2 protein-coding genes are annotated in these 3,139 nt (G+C 41.0%); both read left to right on the forward strand.

The window, feature by feature from the left end; genetic code table 11:
• The coding region (locus tag ABI367_RS06555) for an insulinase family protein (protein ID WP_462226928.1) at window positions 1–1,936 on the forward strand (1,936 nt) is incomplete at its 5' end.
• 99 nt (window positions 1,937–2,035) lie between these two features.
• A partial coding sequence (locus tag ABI367_RS06560; protein WP_462226930.1) for a DEAD/DEAH box helicase occupies window positions 2,036–3,139 on the forward strand: 1,104 nt, incomplete at its 3' end.

Genomic DNA, 3,139 nt, shown 5'->3' on the forward strand with positions numbered 1-3,139 from the left:
AATTATTACACAACCGTTAGCCCCTGTAAAAACTGCTACAGATTTTATGCAGAATATACGCATCAACCTTTTTAACCAGATGCTTAGTACGCGTATAAATGACGTGGTTAGCCAAAATAAAGCACAATTATTGGGCGCACAGGCAGCTTATGGCCCATTTTATGGCAGGCAAAATGCGTTTGCAATTGTGGCAGCCACGAGCACAGGGACATTGCAACAGGGTGTAACAGCCGTAGTTGCAGAAGTTGAAAGGGCACGAAAATTTGGGTTTACACTAACTGAACTGGAACGCGCTAAACAAAACGCGTTGTTAAGTATAGGCAATGTTTATCAGAACAAGGATAATACCTATTCAGTAAACTACCTATCACAATACATTCAAAACTTTTTAACAGGCGACCCGATTACGGGCATTGATTATGAGTATAATTTTTATACCAACAATGTGAGTAAGATAACAGTGGCTGAAGTAAACGCGCTGGCTACCAAATTTATTACTCCGCAAAACCGCATAATTACTATTACCGCCCCGGATGCCGAAAAAAGTAAACTCCCTGACGAAAATACACTACTGGCATGGATAAATAATGCAGGTAAAGACGTTACAGCCTATGTAGATGAAACCGATGAGCCTTTTATGGACAAACTGCCTACAGCCGGCAAGGTTGTTAAAACCGAACAGGATTCCGTAATTTATATAACACGGCTAACCCTTTCAAACGGTGTAAAGGTGATACTAAAACCCACAACATTTACCGATAACCAAATTTTAATAAGCGGATATAGCTTTGGCGGAACTTCATTGGCGCCTGACCAGGACCTTGCATCAGCAAACCTGGCCGAAAAACTGGTATCTAACAGCGGAGTAGGCGATTTAACCCAACAACAAATAAATAAAAGGCTAAGCAGCAAGCAGATCAACATATCTCCTTACATAAGCGATATAACACAGGGCGTTACAGGTAGCTCGACTCCTGCCGATTTTGAATATGCCATGCAGCTATTGCATTTATATTTTACCCAGCCACGCAAAGATGCAACTGTTTGGCAAGACCTTATTAGCCAAAATAAGGCCTCGTTAGTAAAAAAAGCTGCCGATCCGTTAAGTGACTATCAAGATACTGTGGAAACAATTTTAAATAACCATAACCCACGGGCCATAGGAATTACATTTGATAAGATTAACAAAGCCAGTATAGATAAAGCTTATGATTTTTATAAAGACCGGTTTGCTGATGCAAGCAATTTTACATTTGCATTTATAGGTTCATTTAAAGTTGAGCAAATAATTCCGTTTATTGAGGCTTATCTGGGTTCGTTACCTTCAACCAATAAAAAAGAAACTTATAAAAACCTGGGCTTACATCCGCAAGCCGGTCAAATAACTAAAACTGTCACAGCTGGTAGTAATGATAAGGCATCAGTACAATTAACCTATAGCGGCACTTATGATTATAATGAGGCCAATAATTTGCAGATGGATGCTTTAGAAGAAGTTTTAAATATCAGGCTGGATAGCGTATTGACCGAAAAAGTCGGTGCATTTTCTCCGGGGGCGAAAATAAGTTATACTAAAATACCCGAAGGAAGATATGAGGCCACCATCTATTTTGATGCCACACCATCAGAAGTGGATAAGTTAACTAACCTGGTATTAAATGAAATTAATGCTATAAAACAAAATGGTGCTCTTGCCAAAGAGGTACAAACTTTTACCATAACAGAAGCCCGTTCAACACAGGCGCATTACAGGCAAAATATTTTCTGGGCCGGGTATTTAAGCACATCTACACAAAACCAGGAAGACCCGCACAAGATACTGGAACATATACAGGCATTAGATCAGGTAACGGCACAAAGCGTTAAAAATGCCGCTAATAAATATTTGAGCGGCACAAATTTGATAAAGCTTACTTTATTACCTCAAAAAAAATAAAGTAATATTTTATAGTTTTAAATGGCCCGTTCATAACTTGAACGGGCCATTTTTATTGAAGGGCAATAACTAAATAACTATTATGTTGTTAATAAACAAATGACTACTCCGGGGCAAAAAATAATACAGCAATGGTATAAGCAAAAAACCTGGAAGCAGTTTCCTTTTCAGCAAGAAATGGAACTGGCCTACCTGGACGGCTTTTCGGGGTTATTAAATGCCCCAACGGGCAGCGGTAAAACGTTCGCCTTATTTTTACCTTTTTTGGCTGATTTTATTAACCGGCACCCCGATTATAAGACCCGCAAAAATAATGGGTTGCAAATGCTATGGCTAACACCGTTACGTGCCTTAACCAATGATATTAAAAAGGCGATGCAGGAAGTATGTGACGACCTCGAAATCCCCTGGAAAATAGCTACGCGAACAGGCGACACTTCTGCATCCGAAAAAGCCGCACTAAAAAAGAAACTGCCCGAAGTATTGTTAACCACACCCGAAAGCCTGCACTTGATGCTGGCCCAAAAAGAATACCCCAAAATATTTCAAACTCTGCAGGTAGTAGTAATTGACGAATGGCATGAGTTATTAGGCACCAAACGCGGCGTACAAGTTGAGTTGGGGCTATCGCGATTAAAAGCAGTTTGCAGTGGGCAGTTTGCAGTGGGCAGTGAACAGTTGGCGGTTGGCGATGAGCAGTTAGCAGCACAAGCTCAAAAAGAAAACCGCCAACTGCAAACTGCAAATTCAAAACTACAAACTTACGACCGCCAACTGCAAACTCAAAACTGCAAACTCAAAATATGGGGTATAAGCGCAACCATAGGCAACCTGGAGCAGGCTGCCGAAGTTTTGCTGGGTAATGATTTCCCGCCCGAACAGGTAAAAATGGTGCGGGCCAATCTGGAAAAAAAACTGGCTATTAAATCCATCATCCCAAAAAATATCGAGAACTATTCGTGGTCGGGCCATATAGGGTTAAAGCTATTACCCGAGGTGATGGAACTGGTGGCAAAAAGTAAAACCACGTTGATATTTACCAATACCCGGTCGCAATCAGAAATTTGGTACCATGCTATTTTAGATAACTACCCCGAATATGCCGGGGTAATGGCTATGCATCATGGCTCGCTGGATAATGAGTTGCGTAACTGGGTTGAGCAGGCCCTGCACGCCGAAGCATTAAAAGTGGTGGTATGTACC

It is taken from the genome of Mucilaginibacter sp. (assembly GCF_039935595.1).
GTDB lineage: Bacteria > Bacteroidota > Bacteroidia > Sphingobacteriales > Sphingobacteriaceae > Mucilaginibacter.